16 protein-coding genes are annotated in these 20397 nt (G+C 73.2%); 6 read left to right on the top strand and 10 right to left on the bottom strand.

Annotation, left to right across the window (positions count from 1 at the left end):
* The first annotated feature begins 158 nt into the window (after positions 1 to 158).
* Positions 159 to 2933: an AAA family ATPase gene (locus ACQEVM_RS14840; protein ID WP_433078763.1), complete on the top strand. Its 2775-nt coding sequence runs from the start codon at positions 159 to 161 to the stop codon at positions 2931 to 2933.
* Between the two features lie 59 nt (positions 2934 to 2992).
* Here the strand turns inward: ACQEVM_RS14840 and ACQEVM_RS14835 are convergent, their stop codons facing one another.
* A complete protein-coding gene (locus ACQEVM_RS14835; RefSeq protein ID WP_433078761.1) occupies positions 2993 to 5887 on the bottom strand; it encodes an AAA family ATPase in 2895 nt (964 codons plus the stop codon).
* A 308-nt stretch (positions 5888 to 6195) separates the two neighbouring features.
* Positions 6196 to 6537: a hypothetical protein gene (locus ACQEVM_RS14830; RefSeq protein ID WP_433078759.1), complete on the bottom strand. Its 342-nt coding sequence runs from the start codon at positions 6535 to 6537 to the stop codon at positions 6196 to 6198.
* Positions 6538 to 6737: 200 nt separating this feature from the next.
* Here ACQEVM_RS14830 and ACQEVM_RS14825 point away from each other — a divergent pair, with 200 nt between their 5' ends.
* Positions 6738 to 6965, top strand: coding sequence for a DUF5133 domain-containing protein (locus ACQEVM_RS14825; RefSeq protein WP_266952748.1), 228 nt, complete (start codon positions 6738 to 6740; stop codon positions 6963 to 6965).
* A gap of 122 nt (positions 6966 to 7087) precedes the next feature.
* Positions 7088 to 7285: a CsbD family protein gene (locus ACQEVM_RS14820; protein ID WP_433078756.1), complete on the top strand. Its 198-nt coding sequence runs from the start codon at positions 7088 to 7090 to the stop codon at positions 7283 to 7285.
* Between the two features lie 139 nt (positions 7286 to 7424).
* Here ACQEVM_RS14820 and ACQEVM_RS14815 read toward each other — a convergent pair whose 3' ends face one another.
* A complete protein-coding gene (locus tag ACQEVM_RS14815) occupies positions 7425 to 8492 on the bottom strand; it encodes a saccharopine dehydrogenase family protein (protein WP_433078754.1) in 1068 nt (355 codons plus the stop codon).
* A 95-nt stretch (positions 8493 to 8587) separates the two neighbouring features.
* On the opposite strand from ACQEVM_RS14815, the gene ACQEVM_RS14810 reads away from it, so the two are divergent.
* On the top strand, positions 8588 to 9562 hold the full coding sequence (locus ACQEVM_RS14810) for a helix-turn-helix domain-containing protein (RefSeq protein ID WP_433078752.1): 975 nt from the start codon (positions 8588 to 8590) through the stop codon (positions 9560 to 9562).
* 72 nt (positions 9563 to 9634) lie between these two features.
* Here ACQEVM_RS14810 and ACQEVM_RS14805 read toward each other — a convergent pair whose 3' ends face one another.
* From ACQEVM_RS14805 to ACQEVM_RS14790, 4 genes are all read right to left on the bottom strand, one after another.
* Positions 9635 to 10462 (bottom strand): SDR family oxidoreductase, encoded by an 828-nt coding sequence (locus ACQEVM_RS14805; protein WP_433078750.1) that lies wholly within the window; start codon positions 10460 to 10462, stop codon positions 9635 to 9637.
* 185 nt (positions 10463 to 10647) lie between these two features.
* A complete protein-coding gene (locus ACQEVM_RS14800; protein WP_433078748.1) occupies positions 10648 to 12021 on the bottom strand; it encodes an NAD(P)/FAD-dependent oxidoreductase in 1374 nt (457 codons plus the stop codon).
* Between the two features lie 156 nt (positions 12022 to 12177).
* Positions 12178 to 12525 carry a hypothetical protein gene (locus tag ACQEVM_RS14795; protein WP_433078746.1) on the bottom strand — a complete coding sequence of 116 codons (348 nt, stop codon included), beginning with the start codon at positions 12523 to 12525 and terminating at the stop codon, positions 12178 to 12180.
* Between the two features lie 171 nt (positions 12526 to 12696).
* Positions 12697 to 13749 carry a mechanosensitive ion channel family protein gene (locus ACQEVM_RS14790; RefSeq protein WP_433078744.1) on the bottom strand — a complete coding sequence of 351 codons (1053 nt, stop codon included), beginning with the start codon at positions 13747 to 13749 and terminating at the stop codon, positions 12697 to 12699.
* A gap of 210 nt (positions 13750 to 13959) precedes the next feature.
* On the opposite strand from ACQEVM_RS14790, the gene ACQEVM_RS14785 reads away from it, so the two are divergent.
* Together ACQEVM_RS14785 and ACQEVM_RS14780 are read left to right on the top strand one after the other, a co-directional pair.
* On the top strand, positions 13960 to 14238 hold the full coding sequence (locus ACQEVM_RS14785) for a hypothetical protein (RefSeq protein WP_433078742.1): 279 nt from the start codon (positions 13960 to 13962) through the stop codon (positions 14236 to 14238).
* A gap of 112 nt (positions 14239 to 14350) precedes the next feature.
* Positions 14351 to 14494: a hypothetical protein gene (locus tag ACQEVM_RS14780; protein ID WP_266952730.1), complete on the top strand. Its 144-nt coding sequence runs from the start codon at positions 14351 to 14353 to the stop codon at positions 14492 to 14494.
* Positions 14495 to 14649: 155 nt separating this feature from the next.
* Here the strand turns inward: ACQEVM_RS14780 and ACQEVM_RS14775 are convergent, their stop codons facing one another.
* The 3 genes from ACQEVM_RS14775 to ACQEVM_RS14765 form a co-directional block, all read right to left on the bottom strand.
* The gene (locus tag ACQEVM_RS14775) at positions 14650 to 18039 is read right to left on the bottom strand and encodes a CARDB domain-containing protein (protein ID WP_433078740.1); all 3390 of its coding nucleotides are present in this window, start codon (positions 18037 to 18039) and stop codon (positions 14650 to 14652) included.
* A gap of 470 nt (positions 18040 to 18509) precedes the next feature.
* Positions 18510 to 19172, bottom strand: coding sequence for a response regulator (locus tag ACQEVM_RS14770; protein WP_433078738.1), 663 nt, complete (start codon positions 19170 to 19172; stop codon positions 18510 to 18512).
* Positions 19169 to 20341 carry a sensor histidine kinase gene (locus ACQEVM_RS14765; protein ID WP_433078736.1) on the bottom strand — a complete coding sequence of 391 codons (1173 nt, stop codon included), beginning with the start codon at positions 20339 to 20341 and terminating at the stop codon, positions 19169 to 19171. The genes ACQEVM_RS14770 and ACQEVM_RS14765 overlap by 4 nt, the downstream gene beginning before the upstream one ends.
* Positions 20342 to 20397 lie beyond the last annotated feature (56 nt).

Below are 20397 nucleotides of genomic sequence, written 5' to 3'. Positions count from 1 at the left end.
GCAACTTCGGGCGTCGTCGCCACGCTCGTACGAGTGCAGGATAATGGCGTGGCACTCGAACGCCGCCGCCGCGCGGGCGGATCGGGGCGGAAGGGGCCGGGGCGGCCGCTTCCGGTGAGCGAGACGCCCGGCCCGCGCCCCGGCCGACTGGAGGATCCGTGGTCACCGAGAACACCGTGGCCACCGGGAACACCGGGTGCGACGGACCGCGTCTCGTCGGCCGGCAGCGCGAACGCCTGCTGCTGGAGAGGGCGCTGCGGAGCGCCCGGTCCGGTTCGGGCGGTTCGGCGATCGTCCTGCGGGGTGACGCGGGGATCGGCAAGACCGCGCTGCTGGACTGGACGGCGGCACGCGCCGCCGAGGCCGGGTTCACCGTCCTGCGCGCCGTCGGCTCGGAGGCAGAGCTGGCGACCGCCTTCGGTGTGCTGGGGCACGTACTGCGGACACTGCCGGGCGGCTCGCGGGCACTTCCGGAACATCAACAGGCCGCCCTGGACCGTGCGCTGGGGATCCGGGAAGGCCTGCCGCCGGAAGGGTTCACGGTCGGGGCGGCGGCGCTCGGGCTGCTCGCGGAGGCGGCGCGCCACCGGCCGTTGCTGATCCTGGTGGACGACCTGCACTGTGTGGACTCCTCCAGCAGGGCCGTCTTCGCCTTCCTGCGGCACCGGATCTGCGATCTCCCGCTGGTGATGGTGTTCACGACGCGCCCGGACGGTTCCGCTCTGGAGGGGTGGTCCACCCATCCGGTGGACGTGGACGCGCTGTCGGGCGACGACGCCGCCACCCTGCTGCGCCAGTGGCATCCGGGCCTGGCCGGGACCACGGCCGCGCGGGTCGTGGACGAGGCGGCCGGCAATCCGCTCGCCCTGGCCGAACTGCCGAGGCAGTTGGGCCGGGAGCACCGGCGGGGCACGGTGCCGCTGCCGGAGCGGCTGCCGCTCGGGCAGCGGCTGGAGCAGTTGTTCGCGCAGCGTCTGGAGTCGCTGTCCGCGGAGACGACGAGGGTGCTGCTGGAGGCCGCCCTCGGCGGGGACGGGTCCGCCGGACAGGGGGGCACGTGGTGGCGGTCGGCCGGCGGGGACCGGGCGGAGCAGGTGCTCGACCGCATCGAGGCGAGCGGTCTGGCCCGGCTGGACCACTCCGGGAGACTGGCGTTCCGGCATCCGCTGGTCCGCAGCGCGGTGATCGCCTCGGCCTCGGAGGCGGAGCGGCGGGCCGTTCACCGGGCCCTGGCGGAGGACCTGCCCCCGGGGGACGTACGGCGCCTCCTGCACGAGGCCTCCGCCGCCGAGGCCCCCGGCGAGCCGCTCGCCGCGCGGCTCCAGGAGGCCGGATCGCGGCTCGCGCTCCGCGGGGGCGACGCGGAGGGGGCGCTGCTCCTGGACCGGGCGGCGGCGCACAGCACCGACCCCGACAGCCGGGCGAGGCGCCTGACGCTGGCCGCGGTGATGTCGGCGCGCGGCGGACGACTGCCCTACACGGCTCGGCTGGTCGACGAGCTCAAGCGGGGTCCGGTGCCGGCGGACATCGCCCCCTTGTTCGCGTACGCGGTCGTGTACGTGGACCAGAGCCATCACCTGGACTTCGACTCGTCGTTCACGCTGTTGCCGCAGGCCCTCGCCGGTCTGGCCGCCTCCGGCGGGGAACCGTTCGGCGACCTGGTGGAACAGGCCTTCTTCAAACTGCTGCTCGCCACGGCGTACACCGGCGATCCCCGGGGGCGGCGGGCCCTGGAAGCACACCTGGGGCAGGTCTCCCCGGCCGCTCGCCTGTGCCACCGCGCCTGGGCCGATCCGCCCCGCACCGCGCACGGCGTGGAGAGCGAGCTGCGGGCGATGTCCGAGCGCATGGCGTCGGGACAGGAGGCGGGGCACTCCTGGCTGCTGCTCTGGACCGCCTGTGCGGTGGACGGCGCGGACTCCGGCCTGTGGCGGCTCTTCGCCGGGCAACACGGGTTCGCCACCCAGGGTTCCGTCGCCAAGGCCAAGTGCTACCGGCATTTCCTGCGAGGCCGCTGGGACACGGCGGAGGACTGCCTGCGGGAGGCGGACGCCGCCGAGGAACTCGGCTACCACTGCAACGCGTTGTTGTTCCGTCACTACCACGCCCACTTCCTGGCGGGAAGGGGCGACGAGGCGGGGCTGCGCGAGGCCCGGGCCCGGATCGAGCCCGCCGCGAAGAGGGCCGGGATGCGTTTCGTGACGGACCACCTGACCCATCTGGGTGCGCTGGCCGCGCTGGCGCACGGGCGGTACGAGGAGGCGTACGGCAGGCTGCGCCGGTTGATGGCCCCGGGTGAACTGCCCCTCGGACTGCCCTGGTTCCACCTGCCCTTCTTCGACTTCGTCCTGGCGGCCGTACGGTGCGGGAGGCAGGCGGAGGCCGTGGCCCACGTGACCGCCGCGCGGGCGGCCCGGATCGGCGAGATTTCCGGACACCACGCCTTCCTGCTCGCGGCGGCGGACGCGCTGACGGCCGGCTCGGAGGAGCACGACGTCGAGGACGCCGACGCGCGGTACGCCGCCGCGTACGCGGTACCGGGCGCCGACCGGTGGGTCTTCGAACTGGCTCGGCTGCGGCTGGCCCACGGTTCCCGCCTGCGGCGGCGGGGCCGGCGGGACGAGGCCGAGGAAGTGCTGCGCACGGCGTACCACTCCTTCCTGGAGCTGCGGGCCGATCCGTGGGCCGAGCAGTGCCGGGAGGAACTCCGCGCGGCGGGCCGGTCGGTGGACGGCGGGCCGGCCGGCCGTGAGCCGCTCACGCCCCAGGAGCTGCGCATCGCGCGTCTGGTGGCCACGGGGCTGACGAACAAGGAGATCGGCGCGGCGTTGCGGCTTTCCCCGCGTACCGTCGCCGGGCATCTCTACAAGGTCTTCCCCAAGCTCGGGATCACCTCGCGGGCCGCGGTGGCCCGGGCGCTGGCGGACGCCTGAGCGGATGCCCCGCGCGCGTCCCGGCATCCGGCGGCCGGGGCTCCGCGCCGCCGCCCGGGCTACGTGTCGAAGGCCCGCCGGTGGTCGTCGTCCGTCGCCGCTTCCCGCAGGGCGCGGGCCATCCCGCCCCGGGTGGTGATGCCCAGCTTGGGAAAGATCTTGTAGAGGTGTGCGCCGACGGTGCGGGGGGACAGCCTCAGGCGTACGCCGATCTCTCGGTTGGTCAGCCCCTCGGCGGCCAGTTCGGCGATTCTCGACTCCTGTGCGGAGAGCGGGTGGCGGACCGCGCCGACGGGGCGTTCGGCCCGCGCCGCCTCCGGGACCGGTCCTCCGGCGGCCGCGAGTTCCCGCGCGGCCTGCCCGGCCCAGGGCGCCGCACGCAGCCTCTCGAAGACCGCGTGCGCGGCCGTCAGCCGGGCGGCGGCCTCCCGGCGGCGGGAGCGGCGTCGCAGGCAGGCGCCGTGGGCCAGATGGAGCCGGGCCAGTTCGAAGGGCCATTGCTCGGCTCCGGGAAGGGCGTAGGCGGCCGTGTACCGCTCCTCGGCAGCGTCGTCGGCCGCCGCCAGAGCCTCGGCCGCGGCCACGAGGAAGGCGTGGTGGGGAGAGACGGCCGCGATCCCGGCCTCGCGCACGGCGTGCAGGTGGGCCCGCGCCTCGTCCCGGTGGCCGGTTTCCACGGCGGCCTGGGCGAAGTCCAGCAGGGTCAGCTGGATCCAGGGCAGGCGCGGCGGCGGAGCTCCCGGCGGGGTGAGGGACCGTATGTGGTGCCAGGCCTCCCCGGCGCGACCCTGCCCCAGGGCGCACAGCGCCCTCAGGCCGAGCAGCCGGCCCGTGACCAGCCGAAGGTGTCGGTCGGCCGCCCAGGGCGCCAGGAGCCGTGTGATCGCCTCCAGGCCGGCGGTGTCGCCGCGCCCGGCGAGGACCTGGCCGTGGTGGAGGAGGAACATCATCTCGTTGTAGCCGTAGCCGTGGGCGGCCGAGGCGGCGGCGCCCCGACGGGCGAGGGCGAGGGCCTCGTCCCACCGGCCGTGGAGGAAGTGGTCGTGGGTGCGGGCGAGTTCGATGAACGCCTGGGTCACGTAGGTGCTCCGGGACGAGAGGCGGTCCCACAGCTCGGCGTGGTCCGCGACGGCGTCGACCGCCATCGCGGTCCACAGGAGCAGCCGGGCGGCGAGGGGGTCCGCCGGCCCGTCCGCCTGTGCCGCGACGGCGGCCCGCAGGCGGGCGGGCACCTCCCGGGCGGTGCGCGGCGGATCGGCCCACGCCTGATGGCACAGCGCGGTCAGTTCCGAGGCCTGCCCGACATGGCGGTCCAGGGCGGCCCGGGCCCGGTCGTCGCCGGTGTGCGAGGCGACGATGACGAGGACAAAGAGCGCCGGTTCGAGCAGGGCCGCGCGCTGCGCCGCGTCGCGGAAGGGGGCGGCGGCGTCCAGCACGGCGGGCAGCCCCTGGAGCGCGGGGGTCGGATCCCCGTCGAGGTGGAGCCGCACGTAGGCGACCGCCAGGGCGTACAGGGCCGCCGGGCGCGGTGGGCCGGGGCGGGCCTCGTTCTCGGCTTCGGCGAGCAGCCGGTCCGCGAACGTCAGTCGGCCGCCCCGTGCGGCCAGGGCCGCGGCGGCGACGAGGCGTGCGGCCCTGGCCTCCGGGTCGGCGGTGAGTCCGGCGGCGCGCGCCATGACGCTCGCCCCCTCCGCCTCGCCGCCGCGTTCCGCCATGGTCTGCGCGGCCGCGTGCAACAGGGCGGCCAGGCCGTCGTCGGGGCCGATGGCGGCCGCCGCGAGGTGCGCGAGCCGCTGCGGACTGTGCGGGGGCAGCGCCTCGGCGAGGTCGCGGTGGGCGGCACGGCGCTCGGCGGACGAGGCGGTGTGGACGAGCCCGGCGTGCACCAGGGGGTGGTGGAAGCGCACGCGGCCCGTCCTCGGGTCGACGCGCGCGAGTCCGGAGTCCTCGATCCGCCGCCACGTGTCGGCCGCCTGCGCCCCGATGGACGGGTGCGCGTCGTCGGCCGTGCTCGGGCCGTCGGTCTCCGTGGGCGTGATGTTCTCGGGCGTGGCCGCGCCGGGCGTCGCCGGACCGCCGAGGGCCGCGCGCAGCAGAATGTGGCGGGCGTCCTCGGGGAGGGCGCGGAGCCGGTCCTCGTACAGTCTGCCGAGGCGTTCGCCCAGCGGCAGTTCGCCGAGCAGCTCTCCGGTCTCCGGATCGACGTGGACGGCGAGTCGGTCCGGGGCGGCGCGTTCCCACTCCGCGGGCAGTTCCCGCAGGGCGAGGGGGTTGCCGCCCGCGGCGCGCAGGACACGTCGGCGCGCCCACGCGGCGAGGTGGGGGTGCAGCCCGCGCAGCAGGTCGCCGGCGCGTGCGTCGTCCAGTGGTTCGAGGTCGATCGGGCGGCCGACCTCCCGTGCGGCGTGCCGGCCCTCGTGCCGGGTGGCGCCGATGACGACGAGCGGGAGGCCGGCCGCCCGTGACCCGATGAACCGGAACACGGAGGCGCTGGAAGGATCCGCCCACTGCAGGCCGTCGAGGAGCAGGACGATCGGCCGGCGGGCGGCGGCCCGGGCCAACATCGCGAGCGCCGCCCCGGCCACCTCCTCCACCGCGGGCGCCGCTTCCGCGCGTACCCCCAAGGCCGCTTCCAGCAGGTGTCGTTGACCGTCAGGGAGGCTGTGGGCGGTATCGAGCAGCGGCCACAGCACCTGGTGCAGGGCCGCGAACGGGAGTGCCGATTCGGCCTCGGCCCCCGCCATCCGCAGCACGCGAAGGCCGGAGCGGCCCGCCCGCTCCTCGGCCCAGTCGAGGAGCGCGGTCTTCCCCATCCCGGGATCACCGCGCAACAGGAACGCCGCTCCCGTCGCACATACGGCGTCCAGTGCCGGGGCCAGGAGTTCGCGCTCGGGGCCGCGCCCCGCCCGATCCGCCGCCGATCGCGCGGGGCGCGCGCCGCTCTCGGTCTCCATGTCGGCTCCGCTCTCCACGTGCTTCCCGTCGTCCCGCCGGCGGCCCCCACCGCGGCGCACGCCGCCTCACCGAGCGCACAGTAGACCAGCCCCCGATCACGGGCGGAAATCCGAAACCGCAGGTGGATGGGTGGGTCGGCGCATATCGGGCCGCCACGGCGGGCCTTCCCCGCACCGTGACGCGAGGGGTGTGCACTCAGCGGCGGCCACGCCCTCGCGCGGCTCGGACGACCTCGGGCGGGCCGGTCAGGGCATCTCGTCCGGGTCGCAGCTCGCGCGGCGCAGCCCGATGGTGCGCAGGGCGCGCATCAGGCCGTCGGCGTCGCCCTCGCGGACGACGTGTACGGCCCCTTCGTCGGCCACACCGTCGAGTTCGGCGACGAGGGTGTCGGCGCCGGTCCGCAGGACGACCCCGCCGGCGGGTCCAGGGCGCGCACCCCGCGGAAGACCTCCAGCGCCGCCGGGTCGGCGGCGAGGGCGCCGGACAGGGCCAGGACGGTGATGTCGGGGAGCAGGACCCGGGCGTGGGCGAGGGCGACGGCTCCCTCGCGGGCATGGGAGATGACCTGGAAGTGCGGGTTGCTCTGGATGCGCGACCGCAGCCGTTCCAGTTCCTCGCCTTCGGGCACACCGACCACCAGAACCGTCATCACGGTCCCCATCCTGCGTCGCGGCCACCGTCGGGGCGACCCGGGAGGGTCCGGGGGCCGGCCGGGCCGCGCCACCCGCGCCCCGGAGTCCGGGACCGCGAGCGAGTCCTGCGCGCGGGGCCATGGGCCCGTGTGATCGACGAGGAGCGGGGTACACGCCGGCGCAGAGAGATCGACCGCCGGAGAAGGGAACTCCCTCCATGCTGATGGCCCACCCCGCGCTGCTGCCCGCCGCCGTCCGGGAGTACGAGACGTTGAGCCTTCTGAACGCCCTCGAAGGCAGCCCGCGAACGCGGCGGCGGATGGAGGAGGTCGCCGAGCTGCTGTGCACGGCGACGGGGACCGGCAACCCGGACGCCGCCCTGATCGCGGCCCGCTACCGGCTTCCCGGCGCGGGTACCTTCGACGATTCGGTCCTGCCCTCCTGAGGAGGGGGTCGAGGCGCGGCGCGGGGAGCGCGGTGGGAGCCGACGCCGGATCTCGACGAGCACCTTTGCCCGTTATCGCCTAGTTTGATCCCCGTCAGCATCCCCAGCAGAAGGAGTGCACCATGGCCGACAAGGGCGGCATGGACAAGGCGAAGGGCAAGGCCAAGGAGGTCGCCGGGAAGGTCACCGGCAACGACCGGATGGCCGCCGAGGGCAAGACCGACCAGGCCAAGGGCAAGGCCAAGGAGGCCATGGGCGAGGCCAAGGAGCGCGCCCAGGGCGTCACGGACTCGATGCGGGACAAGCGCACCAAGCCCTGACCCGGCTCGCCCGCGCGGGGTCCCCGGACACTGGTCCGGGGACCCCGCGCGGCGTCCGGGCGGCGTCCGCGCCCTCGGCGCCGCGTCCGGCGTCGGCGCCGCCGTCGGGTCCGGCGGGCGGAGCACGTCCGCCCGGGGCTCACGCGCCGCCCAGCACCAGTTCGTCCAGGGGCAGGGACCGCAGGAAGTCCTCGGCGTCGAAGGCCTCCCCGGCGGTGACGACACCCCCGACGCCTCCCCGGACACCACCGTCGGCCACGATCCGTTCGACCGCCTCGACGACGATGGGCGCGGTGAAGGCGTAGATGTCGCGGCCCCGGGCCACCGCCCGGCGCTCCTCGTCCCCCCGGCGGACGACGACCTCGACCAGGAAGACCTGATCCGACCGGCCGGCGGCGTCGGCGGAGCGCGGACCCGTGGTCCGCGGAGCGGTCAGGTCCTTCAGCGGGGTGACGTTCAGGAACGTGTTGATCCGCGGGGTGTCCAGGTGTCGGGAAACGGTGATCACGTCGGTGGTGGAGAACTCGCCCACCACCTCCTCGACCCCGAACGGCTCGGGAAACGTCCACGTCCCCGTCGGCGCCGGTTCGTCGCCCGCGAGGACCTGGAGCCGGTGGTCGGTGAAGACCACCCGGCGGCCGGCCCGGCGCTCGCCGGCCAGCAGCGTTCCCCGGGTGGGGTGCCAACTGTCCAGCGCCACCGCGATGGAGATCTCGTCGGCGGCGGGCCAGTCCCCCATGGCGGCGGTGGCGAGCAGGTCGCCCAGCGCTCCGTAGAAGGCCATCACCGGGGCCACCACGACCCCGGCCTCCTTCACGCGCGGGTCGTCGCGGTACGTGTCGAAGGTGTCGATCGCGACCAGCGTCTCGCCGGTGACGTCGAGGTAGTGGATCCCGGCGCGCAACGCGGCCTCGACCAGGGGCGGCACGGTCTCGGCGAAGGGGCCCGCGCAGTTGATCACCGCGGCGGCGCCCTCGATCGCGCGGTCCAGGGATGCCGCGTCGTCGACCGAGGCGAGCTTCCACTCCACCCCGAGATCGGCGGCCACCGCCGCGAGCTTCGTGGCGTCCCGCCCGGACAGTACCGGTGTCCAGCCGCGTTCCAGCAGTTCCGCCGTGACGAACCGGGCGGTGTGACCGTAGCCGCCGAACACGGCGATCACCGGGTTCGCACGGGTCCGGTCGGGTCGGTGGTGGTGCTCCGTCATCGGTTCTTCTCCTGTCGTGGGACGCGTTCCCATCCTGCTCGGAGGTGCGCTTCGCGACGACCTTGCCGAGCGTCAACGTGCGCTAGGTTCGCGTCATGCCCGCCCATCGCGTCGCCATGGCCGTCACCGACGACATGCCGATCTTCGAAGCAGCCGTCCCGTGCCAGATATTCGGCGTCGACCGGCCTCATCTGGTCGATCCCTGGTACCGGTTCGCGGCGTTCCCCGTCGGAGGCGCGTCGGTTCGGCTCACCCCGGGCTTCACCCTCGCCCCCGTCGACGACGGCTGGGGCATCGAGACGGCGGACACCCTGGTCGTCCCCGCCTGCACGAACGTGCACGAGGAGCCGCCCGAGGAGCTGGTGGGCATCGTCCGGGAGGCGTACGAGCGCGGGACACGGATCCTGTCCATCTGTTCCGGCGCCTTCGTGCTGGCCGCCGCCGGGGTGCTGGACGGGCGCCGGGCCACCACCCACTGGCTGCACGCGGACGAGCTGGCCCGTCGTCATCCCGCCGTCCGGGTGGACCCGTCCGTGCTGTACGTGGAGGACGCCAACGTGATCACCTCCGCGGGGACGGTGGCCGGCATCGATGCCTGTCTGCACGTGGTGCGCGGCGACCACGGTGCGGCCGTGGCCGCGGAGTTGGCCCGGGGCCTGGTCACGCCGCCGCACCGGGACGGCGGCCAGGCCCAGTACCGGCGCCCGTTGCCGCCCGGGTCGGGCGACGACTGGCTGGCGGGACTGCTGGACTGGGCCGACGAGCACCTGCACCTGCCGCTGACCACCGCCGACCTGGCCGCGCGGGCCCACGTGAGCGTGCGCACCGTCGAGCGCCGGTTCGCCGACGCGCTCGGGATGTCCCCGCTGCGCTGGGTGCTGCAACAGCGGATACGCCGGGCGCAGCAGTACCTGGAGACCAACGACCGGACCATCGAGTGGATCGCCGCCACCTGCGGATTCGGCGGACCCGCCGGCCTGCGGGCGCACTTCGCGCGGATCGTCGGCCTGTCCCCCAGCGTCTACCGGCGCACGTTCCAGGAACGGGCGGCTGCGCGGCCCGCCGGCTGACCTCCTGTCTCTCGTACACCTCGCGGCGGCGTTCGCGCGCGGGTCGGTGCGGTGGGTCGGATCCCCGGTGGGTCAGACCTGCGGTCGCACGAGGGCACGGGCCGCCGCGAACTCCTCCCGGGCCGCCTGCTCGGCCGCCTCCAGGTAGGCGAAGGCGTCCTCGCCCACCGGTACCCGCAGGGGCGTGGGCGCGTCGGAGGCGACGACCGCGAGCACACGGTCCGCGAAGTCCTCGGGCCTCCCGTACTCCTCGTTGTCCTCCATCGCCCGGAACCCGCCGAGCATCTCGCCGGTCGCCTCCGCGTAGTCCGGGAGACGGTGGGCCGCCTCCGCGAGGGACGATCCGTACCGGGTGGCGAAGACGCCGGGCTCGACGGCCGTCACCCTCACCCCGAACGGAGCCACCTCGGCGGCCAGGGCCTGGCACATGCCCTCCAGCGCGTGCTTTCCCGCGACGTAGGAGGCGAGACCGGGAAAGGCCATGCGTCCGCCCAGCGAGGAGATGTTGACGATGTGTCCGCCGCCCTGGGCCCGCATCAGCGGCAGGACCAGACGCGTGAGGCGCCAGGGGCCGACGAGCAGGGTCTCGATCTGGTCGCGGAGTTCGGCGTCGGACACCTCCTCGACCGTGCCGAAGAGGCCGCTCCCCGCATTGTTGACCATGACGTCGATCCCTCCCATGCGGTCCGCGGCGGTCCGGACGGCCTCCTCGCACTGCCGCGCGTCGCGCAACTCCATCGCGATCGGGGTGATGTGGCCGGGCCAGGCCTGGACGAGATCGTCCAGGGAAGCGAGTTTCCTCGCGGTCACCGCGACCTGATCGCCGGCCCGCGCCGCAGCCGTGGCCAACGCCCGCCCCAGCCCCGAGGAACCCCCCGTCACCAGCCAACGACGCCCCATCGTTCCCCCTTCGAAGTGCGTACAGGGCGCCATGGTCGCCGAGCCGAGCGCCCCGCGAACAGCCCTTGTGAGCGGCGTGCGGGAGCGCGTGAGGCACAGGCGACGGCGCGTGCGCCCCCGAACGGGGCGCCCCTCCTCGACGGTCGGTACGGGGTGGGCGGTCGGTGTGGCGGGGCGGGTCGGGCTCAGGCCGGGACGAGCGCTTCCCACTGTTCTCGGGTCGGGCCGTCGAGCCGCGGCGAGAACTCCGGGTGGGCCTCCAGCCAGGAGGTCACGTGTCGGTCCACCTCGTCGGTGCCGTAGGCGTCCTGGGCCGGTCTCAGGAGGTGGCGTACCTGGGCTCGGGCCCTCATGACGACGGGATCGTCGAAGGCGCAGGCGGCCACGGCCGCGGCCCGCCGGTCCGTGGGTGGTGCGCTCTCCGTGAGGCGTCGTTCGTTGGCGCGGTCGGCCGCGACCTGTGCGTCGAACCACGGGCGGAGGGTCCGCGCCGTCCAGGTGTGATGGTGGGCGGGGTCCGCGGCGATCAGGTCGGCATGGGTGGCGAGGTGTTGGGCGGCGCCCAGCCCGAGGGCCACGCCGTGACCCAGGGTGGGGTTGGTGTGCATGAGGCTGTCCCCGACGTTGACCAGCCCGGTGACGACGGGACCCTCGTCGTCGACGAGGGCGGTCCAGCGGTTGTCCAGGCCGGCCATCGCGAGGACGGCCGACTGCGGTTCGGGGTCCAGGTCGAGCCAGGCGGCGGTGGCGGGGAAACGGCGGGCGGCGGCCTCGAACACGGCGGGGTCGGTGAGCGCGCCGCGGGTCGCATCACCCGTGGAGAGCACCAGGTGCACCGCGAAGGTGTCGTTGTCCGAGGGGAAGACGCCGGCGAGCGCGAACGACGAGGCCGAGCCGGTCTTCACCCGTCCGGGGTCGCGCGGACCGTCGGCACGCAGGCGGTACCAGCGGCACAGGTAGGCGATCCCGGTGCGGTGGCTGTCGACCACGGGCGGCCGGCAGCCGGCCGCGACCAGCCATGCGGGAACCGGCGAGCGGCGACCGGACGCGTCGACGACGAGGTCGGCTTCGTACGTGTCCGTTCCCACCCGCACCCCGGTGACCCGGGCCGGTCCACCCGCCGCGAAGGCGAGCCCGGACACCCGACGGCCGCCCCGCACCTCCACGGTGTCCTCCCGCCGTACGGCCGAGGCCAGGGCGGCCTCCAGCACGATGCGGCGGGTGCGCAGGGTCACCAGGTCCTCGTCGCCGGCCCGGTGCGGCGGGTGCTCGCCGAACCAGTCGAAGTCGTGGTACTCCCGGGCTCCGCGTGCCAGCAGGTCCGCGTAGACGTCAGGGGCCTCGGCCCGCAGCACGGTGCGCACGGGCGCGAGGAACGAGTGGGGTTGGACGGCCTGGGGGACGCGGGGTCTCTTCCAGTGGAAGAAGTCCCGGTTCGGGTCCTCTCCGGCCTGCCGCGCGTCCTGTTCGAACAACGTGACCGCATGGCCCCGTCGTCCGAGCATGAGCGCCGTCCCCAGCCCGCCGATTCCCCCGCCGATCACCGCAACCCGCGCCACCGAAAGCTCCTTCGCGTCGTGTTGCGGGACGAGCCTACCGCTTGATGATCTCCGCTCGACACCGTGGCACGGCAAAGCGTCCTGCTCGGCCGGGCCGGGCAGGACGCTCCTCACGCATGGACACTTCCCGTGTGGAACAAGGAAGTTGACGACATGTCAGGCCGCTGCCGTGCCGGCGCTCTCCTCGGCCGCGACGGCCTGGGCGATCGTCTCGTACACGTGCGGCTTGTTGTGGGAGCGCAGCATCCGCTGCGCCTCGCGCTCGGGGGCCACCACGCTGAGGGTGGCGCCCAGCTCCTGGCAGCGCCGTTCGGCCCGCAACACGGTGCTCAGTACCGCCGGGCCGATGAGCGGGGCCGCGACCACCATGACGAGGTGCCGCGGCCGGTACCCGCGAAGCAGGGCCTCCAACTCCCAGAGCGCCACACCGCGGTTGCTGATGTCCAGGTCTTCGTTGAGACGGATGACCAGCACGCCGTTGTCGAAATCATGGGTGATAGGCACGGGCGGCCCCCTTCGGGCACTCTTGACGGTAACCATCAAATGCCCTGTGACCAGGGCGGGAACACGTTGAAAATGCGTCAGCGTCCAGCAGGGACACTGGTTCGCCCCCCGCGAACCGTCTGCCCCACCGACACCTCGACATGCATGCGCGTTCAACCACCCACCCGGACGTCAGTGGTCGCCGGAGGCCTCCGCCGCGGGAGACGTGGCGATGCGGGGCAGTGCGTAGGGGTGCTTCTCGGCCAGCCAGGCGACGAGCTGCTCGCGTACCGTGCACCGTGTGGTCCACAGGTCGTCCGGGTCCTTCGCCGTGACGATCGCACGGACCGTGACGGTGCTGGCCGTGGTGTCCGTGACGGCGAGGTCCCAGCCGCGACCGTCCCATTCCTCGCAGGCGTCCAGGATCTCCTTCAGCTTCTCCCGCATCAGCGCGAAGGGCGTGGCGTGATCGCAGTGGATGAACACCGCGCCCGTCATCTGGATTCCACCGCGCGACCAGTTCTCGAACGGACGGCCCGTGAAGTAGGAGACCGGCATGGTGATGCGGCGTTCGTCCCAGGTACGCACGGCCAGGTAGGTGAGGGTCACTTCCTCCACCACTCCCCACTCCTCGTTCACGACCACCGTGTCGCCGATCCGCACCATGTCGCCGAAGGCGATCTGGAAGCCGGCGAAGAGATTGCCCAGGGTGGACTGGGCGGCGACGCCCGCCACGATGCCGATGATGCCCGCGGAGGCCAGGACGGACGTGCCGATGGCCCGGAAGTCGGGGAAGGTCAGCAGCATCGCGGCCGCCGCGACGACGGCGACGACCGCGGTGACGATCCTCATGATCAGGGTGACCTGGGTCCGTACCCGGCGGACCCGGGAGGGATCACGGGTGCCGGTCGCGTAGCGGGCGTACGAGGACTCGACCACGGCGGAGGTGATGTGGACGACGAACCACGCACCGGCGCCGATCAGCATCAGGGACAGCACCTGACTGACGGCGCCCTCGTGTTCCCGCAGGGGCCGCCAGTCGATCTGCCGGTACGAGCCCTTGAGCAGGGCGGCGAGCAGGAAGACCTGCAGGGACACCCGGCAGCGGCGCAGGCGGTTCCACAGCGGTGTCTCCGGGTGCCGTGCGTCGGCGCGGCGCAACAGCAGGTCGGTGAACCAGCCCACGGTGAGTGTGAGCACGATCGAACCGCCCATGACGGTCAGTAGACGCAGAACGGTGTTCATAACTCCTCAGAGCGGATCTCGGCAGGAGACGGACCCCGCCGCTCGTGCCCGACGGCGCGAAGGACAAACCGCACCCGCCCGCTCGACGAGGAGGATCATCCGCGGGCGTGACCCAGGGGAATCGGCCACGAGGAGAGTGCTGGTCGGACCCTGTGTGCGGCGGGGCGTGTGGGGTAGGGGCGCCGCATGTTCCGGCATCGACGTGTACGTGTGACAGCTGTGTTCCTCACCGCCTGGGTGGGGTTCACCGGACTGGAGAGGTGGAGTGAACGGGCGCCGTGGTCGGCGGCGGTGGCGGCCGGAATGTTCTGGGCGGGTGTCGTCGCGGGGACGTGGTGGTTCGCGCAGTGGACGCTGTTCCCCCGAGCGCGGCGTGGTGCCGACGCCGACCGGGGCCCGCGCCGTGCGCAGGCGCCGGACAGCGGGCCGGGCGGGGAGCAGCACGCCGAGAGGGGGTCCGTCCCGGACCGGGTGGGCGCGCGGCGATGACGTCCGTGATGCCTGGTTCGCGGGGGCGAGTGGGCCGTGCCCGGATCCCGCGCATCGTCGCCCGGCGCCGGGGCAGACGCGGGTAAAGGTTACGTATCCGGGGAGGGAAACCATGGCCGGTCTGCTCGCCAAGTTGAAGGAATTCCGTCGCACCCCGCAGGGTGTCCGGGCGGAGGCGTCCGTCCGTCGTGCCGCCGCCGATCCGCGCAAGCGGGCGCAGGCCAGGCGGCTCGTCGACCGACTCCGCAGGCGCTGACGGCGCCTCCCGACCGGACGGGACGGCGCGGGACAGGACGGTGCGGGCCACCGCGATCGAGCGGTGGCCCGCACCGTCCTGCGTGCCGGCTTCCCTGAGCGTCGAGGCGGTCTCTTTCGGATCTTGCCTGACCGGCACGATCCGAAAGAGACGCCCTAGTGGCCGTTGATCACGAACTGTGATCCGGGCTCGACCACGATGTCGCCGGCCGCCGAATCGGTGAGGACGACGTTCGACAGGGTCGCGCTGCCGCGTGCCCCGCCGTGCGCCCGGATGCCGGCGCCGTTGTTGGACTTGTCGACGCGCACGTTGGTGATCTTCGCGTCGGGCACCGCTCCCCCACCCGTCTTGAACTGGATCCCGTCATAGGTGGAGTCGTGGATCTCGGTGTCGCGGATGACGACGCCCGGGATGGGCTGGTTGGCGGCGAAGAGCGTGATCGCGCCGAACTCCTGGTCCTCTCCCCAGAAGGCGCCGCCCGTGCGGAACAGCCCGTTGCCGGAGATCAGGGTCTGCCCGGAGAAGGGCAGTGGGTCGTGGTCGGTCGCCAGCATGATGCCGGGGTAGTTCATGGTGTCGCTGATGAGGTTGTTCTCGATGGTGTTGCCGTAACCGCCGTAGACCGCGATGCCGTTGGCCCGCCACGGCAGCTGGATGGTGTTGTTGCGGAAGTGGTTGTCGTGGCCGATGTCCACCGACTGGTCCTTGACGTATTTGCTGGACCACACCGCGAGGGCGTCGTCGCCGGTGGTGCGGAAGGAGGAGTTGAAGACCGTCGAGTTTCGGGTGCCGTTGGCGAAGTTGATGCCGTCGGCGTAGAGGTCGCGGACGCGCATCCCGCTGAACTGGACGCCGTCGCCGGGTCCCCACAGGGCGGGGATGTTGTCGTGGTCGCGGCCGACCCAGACCCCGACGTTGGCGTGCTCGATCCACACGTTGGTGATCTTCGTGTTCTTGCCGAAGCGGCCGTTGAGGCCCACTCCGCCCTCGGCGTTGCCGTCGCCGCCGCGGATCGTGCCCGATCCGAAGATGGCGATGTCGGAGATCTGCGTGTTGTCGTCGATGTCGAACCCGAAGTTGCCCTCGTGCGGGTGGTTGATGCCGCCCGCGTTCTGCGGCGCGGTCAGCGTGTAGAGCTGGGAGTACCACATGCCCGCGCCCCGGATGGACACGTTGCTGATGCCCACCTGGTTGAACTGGCCTCGGTCCAGCGGGTCGTCGGTGAGGATCTTCTGCTCTTGGCGCCACTGACCCCGCGGGATCCAGACGCAGGCGATCTGCCCGTTCTGGTCGGCGGTCACGGCCTTCTGGATGGCGGCGGTGTCGTCGTTGCCGTCGCCCGGGATCGCACCGTAGTCGGTGATCGACGTGCACTCGGCGGGTTTGGCCGCCGGAGGCGCCACCTGCTCCAGGTCGACCAGGTCGATGACGTGGTACGGGGCCGTGTCGTCGGCGTCGCGCTGGAGGCGGAAGGTGGTGCCGGCCGGGTGGCTCTTCGCGAGCAGCGCGTGCGATTCGTCGAAGAGCCTGCGGGCGTCCGCGCCCGGGGTGTTGGTCAGGCCCTCGGGGCTGTCGGTGCTGCCGTAGAGCCAGCTGTGCTTGGAGGACAGGGTGAGCTTCTGGGCGAAGGTGCCGTTGATGTAGAGGCTGATCGTGGCGTCGGCGCCGCCACCGCTCGGGGCGTCGGGGACGGAGTTGCGCACGACGATCGAGTTGGCCGACCCGGTCGAGGTGAACTGGACGTACTGGCCGGTGGAGGTCAGGCGGACCGACTCCCGACCCGAGGACTCGGTGGCGAAGTTGGTGTGGCCGAAGGTGCGCTTCGCGTCGGTCCGCAGCAGCGTGCCCGTGTAGGTGCCGGCCTCGGCCTCGTACTCGGTGTACGGGAGGGCGGCGCCGCGGCCGACGACGACGGCGCGGGAGAAGCTGTTGTTGGTCTCGTTGGTCTCGACGACCAGGCCGGTCCCGTCGGCGGTCGCCGTGAGGGTGGCGCCGCCGCTGACCGCGGTCCAGGTGCCGTTGACGGGCACGCTGACGGTCGCGCCCGCGGCGATGGCCGGGGTGGGGCCGTTCAGGGTGGTGGCGCCCGCCACCAGCCGGGTGACGGTGCCCGGGTTCACGCCCGTCGTGCCGCGGTTGCGTACGGCCACGGTGAAGGAGACCTGGGCGCCGACGGCCGGGTCGGCCGGGTCGGTGGTGATGGAGAGGGCTTCGAGGTCGGGTCCGGGAGCCTGACCGACGACGAGTTTCGCCGCGGCGACACGGCTGTTGTTGGTGTCGTCCTGCTCGGGCACCGTGTCGTCGGGGTCGACGACGGCCGAGACGGTGTGGCTGCCCATGGGCCGCCTGCCGACCGCGACCGGAACGGTTGTCGAGGCTCCGGCCGCGAGGGCTCCGACCGGTGCGCTCCCGGCGAGCGCACCTTCGAGGCTGACGTTCACGGTGGTGGTGCCGGAGGCGACCGTGCCGGCGTTGCGGACCGTGACGCCCACGGTGACGGCGTCGCTCTCGGAGGGGGTCACGGGCGCCCAGGACAGGTCGGTGACGGTGAGGTCCGGGTTCGGGGCGGGGGCGCCGATGACCTGGAACTCGGCGATCTGGCCGCCACCGCCCCCGGTGTTGCCGGTGAACTTCAGCTGGACGTCGGCGAGGCGCCCGGTGACGGGCAGCGTCACGGTGTTCCGGTTGCCGGTGGGGCTGAACACGAGGTCGGCGCGGGCTCGCAGCGAGGTGAAGCCGGACGCCGACTCCTCGCGGCCGAGCACCTCGACGGCCTGGGTCCGGGTGGACCAGGCGGGGTCGGGGTTCAGTTTGAGGACGACCCCGGTGACGTCGGCGTTGGAGCCGAGCGTGACGGTCAGCGTCGATGCTTGACCGGCCGCCTCCCAGTAGCTGGTGACGCTGTCGTCGTTCGCGTGGGCCGCGACGTACGTCTGGGTGGTGCTGGACGCCTCGATGGGCTTGCTCTTCGCCAGGTTCACGCCGGTCGGCGGGGTGCCCGGGTCTCCCGGGTCTCCCGGATCGCCGCCTCCGTCGGCGGCGTGGACCTCGAACTCGGACACCTGGGCGGCCGGCCAACCGGTGTTGCCGCTGACGGCCACCCGCACCTGTCGCACCGTCGCGGCGGTGAAACCGATGGTCACGGTGTTGGCGCGGGCCGGGTTGAACTCGCGTCCGGACGAGGCCGACAGGGTGCTGAAGGTGCTTCCGTCGGTGCTGCCCTGGACGGTCAGCGTCTCGGTGCGCGTCTCCCAGGAGGCGGGCAGTCTCAGCACCACCTCATCGACGGAGACATTGCGCCCGAGGTCCACTTGCAGCCACTGCGGGAAGGTGGACGGACTCTCCCAGTACGAGGCCTGGTTGCCGTCCGTGACCGCCGAGGCCGCGTACCCGCCGAGGGATCCGCTCGCGGTGACCGGCTTGCCGAGGGCGAGATCGGGGCCGCCCGCAGCGGTGGCGAGGGTCGCCGGGAGGAGTCCGATGGCCATCAACATCGCCACGACCAGGCCGGCCGGCAACCGCAGGCCGCCTTGCATCCATCTCATGCTGTCCTCTGTTCCATGGGGGGACGGCCTCGATGCCGATGCAGCGGGCCGGAGAGCCGAGCGTGGGACGCCGGCAGGCACGCGCGCCTGCCGTGAACTTGCAAAGCATTCTTGAGTTTTTGAGTGATCCGATCCGCATTGTGCGGTCGTGGCGCCACAGGTTTCTAGCAGATGCCGGCTTTGTCAACGCCCTTCACATGCGCGGGGGTTGAGAATCCGCTCTCCCGACACCGGGCGGGGGCCGTGAGCTGCGCGCGGATCCGCCCGTGCGGTGGCGCGGCCGGCAGCGACCAAGGAGCGGGGGGGTGCCCGGGAGTCGACCCGGCGCGCGGGCGCCGGCGGACACGGCGACGGCGGACGTGGAACGGGACGCGGGGGGCGACGGACCTGGAACGGGACGCGGGGGCGACGGCATCACCCGCCGCGTGCGGGATGTCTCCCCGCGGGCGGTGCCCACACGGGGAGTCGGGTCAGCCCGGGAGGGTGACCAGACCCGCCTCGTAGGCGGTGATCACCAGTTGGACCCGGTCGCGGGCACCCAGTTTGGTGAGCAGCCGCGACACGTGTGACTTGGCGGTGGCCACCGTGATGAAGAGTTCCTCCGCGATCTCGGTGTTCGACCGGCCCTGTCCGACCAGGGTCAGTACCTCCCGCTCCCGCTCGGTGATGCCCTCGACCGGCCGAGCGGAGGGACTCCGGGCCGGCGCGGGGCGCCCGATGAACTCCGCGATCAGGCGCCGGGTCACACCCGGGGCGATGAGCGCGTCTCCGGCGGCGACCACCCGGATCGCCGCGAGGATGTCGTCCAGGGCCATGTCCTTGACCACGAACCCGCTCGCCCCGGCCCGGAGCGCCCCGTGGACGTGGTCGTCCTCGTCGAAGGTGGTCAGCACGAGGACGCGGGTCGCCGTCGGACCTGCCGTGATCAGCCGGGTGGCCGAGATCCCGTCCATGTCGGGCATTCGGATGTCCATCACCACGACGTCGGGGCTGAGGGCACCCACCAGTCGGACCGCTTCGGAGCCGGTGCCCGCCTCGCCGACGACCTCGAGGTCGGGGTGGTCGGCCATGAGGACGCGCAGTCCGGCCCGCACCAGGGGCTGGTCGTCCGCGAGCACGATGCGGATGGTCATCGGGTCTCCGCCGCGACGCCGACGCGTTCGGGCAGGGGCAGTCGGGCCGCCACCCGGAAGCCGCCCTCGGGTCGGGGGCCGACGCTGAGCCGGCCCTGCAGGAGGCCGACTCGTTCCCGCATGCCGACGATGCCGAAACCGTGGCCCGAGCCGGTCGCGGTGGCGCCCCGCCCGTCGTCGACGATCTCCACCGACAGTTCCTCTTCCCCGTGGTCGATGAGCACCCTGCACCGGCCGGTGCCCGCATGGCGGACCACGTTGGTCAGCGCCTCCTGGACGATACGGTAGGCCGACAGGTCGATGTCCGTCGGCAGGGGGCGCCGCAGGCCGGTGCGTCGCAGGTCGACGCGGACGCCCGCGTCCGCGGTGGCCTCGGCCAGCCTGTCCAGGTCGTCCAGGCCCGGGGCGGGTCCGGGGGGCATCGGGCCCGAGCCCGCCGCGCCGGTGTCGGTCCGGCGCAGTGCCACCAGGGTGCGTCGAAGGCCCGACAGCGTCTCCCTGCCGGTGGTTTCGATGGCCCGCAACGCTTCCGCGGCCTCGTCCGGCTGGGTCCGGATGACGCGGGAGCCCACCCCTGCCTGGATGGCGATGATGCCGATGCTGTGCGCGACCATGTCGTGCAGTTCCCGGGCGATCCGCAGGCGTTCGGCGGTCACCGCCTCCGCCACCTCCTGCGATCGGAGCTCCGTCGCGTGCTCCCGCCGTTCGCGGACCAACAGGCCCGCCATGCAGGACGCGAGGAGCGCGAGGAGGGCGATCACCCCGTTGACGGTCAGTGTGTTCCCGTCCGAGAAGCCGCCGATCACGAGGACTTGGACGAGGAGGGTGGCGGTCGCGGCAGCGATCGACACACCTCGGCCGCGGGTGGCGACGATCAGGCCCAGGACGAGGTCCGCCGCAAGGAGCGACAGGAACTCGCCCTGGAAGGAACCCTCCTGGACCGGTGGGGAGGAGCCGGGGAGGACCACTGCGGCGGTGGCTCCGAGGCAGGTCATGGCCAGCGCGACCACGGGGCTCCGGCGGACGACACCGACGAGCAGGCTCGCGGCGAGCAGCACTCCGATGGCGTGGAAGGTGCCCGAAGCCCTCGGTGCACTCCCCACGAGCAGCCCGGGCACGAGCACGTACAGGACGCCACCCGCCCAGGCCATGGCCCTCGTCGTCGTCATCGGCGCGCCCGCCCCACGGGGAGTTCGCGACCGGTGCGGCGCGCGGGTGACGGGGT

The organism is Streptomyces sp. CA-243310 (assembly GCF_050936775.1).
Classification (GTDB): domain Bacteria; phylum Actinomycetota; class Actinomycetes; order Streptomycetales; family Streptomycetaceae; genus Streptomyces.
This window is presented reverse-complemented; position numbering and strand designations above follow the sequence as displayed.